Annotated in this window: 1 protein-coding gene; it reads right to left on the reverse strand. The window is 46.3% G+C overall.

Going from position 1 to position 255, the window contains the following annotated elements; translation table 11 throughout:
- Positions 1–255 (reverse strand): transposase (locus EOE67_RS20460; RefSeq protein WP_164852462.1); only part of this gene is annotated, 255 nt, incomplete at both ends.

Consider the following 255-nt stretch of genomic DNA (forward strand, 5'->3'; position numbering starts at 1 on the left):
TTTTTTAGCGGAATAAGCCAGTGACGGTTTTGGCCTTTAGCTTGCCATGCATTGAGCAGACCTAATGAATAAAAGCCACGGTCAAACAGTGTCAGGCTATTATCCGGCGTCGTTTCAATCAGTTGCTCAGCCAGTATCATTTCATTCGTACTGTATTTATCCATCGCGGCACCAATCAATAAATGACTGGTCAGTTCCATTTGGCAAACCATTCTGACCATCGGCCACGCTGATTCGCCTGCGGTAGTGATGGGT

It is taken from the genome of Rheinheimera riviphila (genome assembly GCF_004005945.1).
Classification (GTDB): Bacteria; Pseudomonadota; Gammaproteobacteria; order Enterobacterales; family Alteromonadaceae; genus Pararheinheimera; species Pararheinheimera riviphila.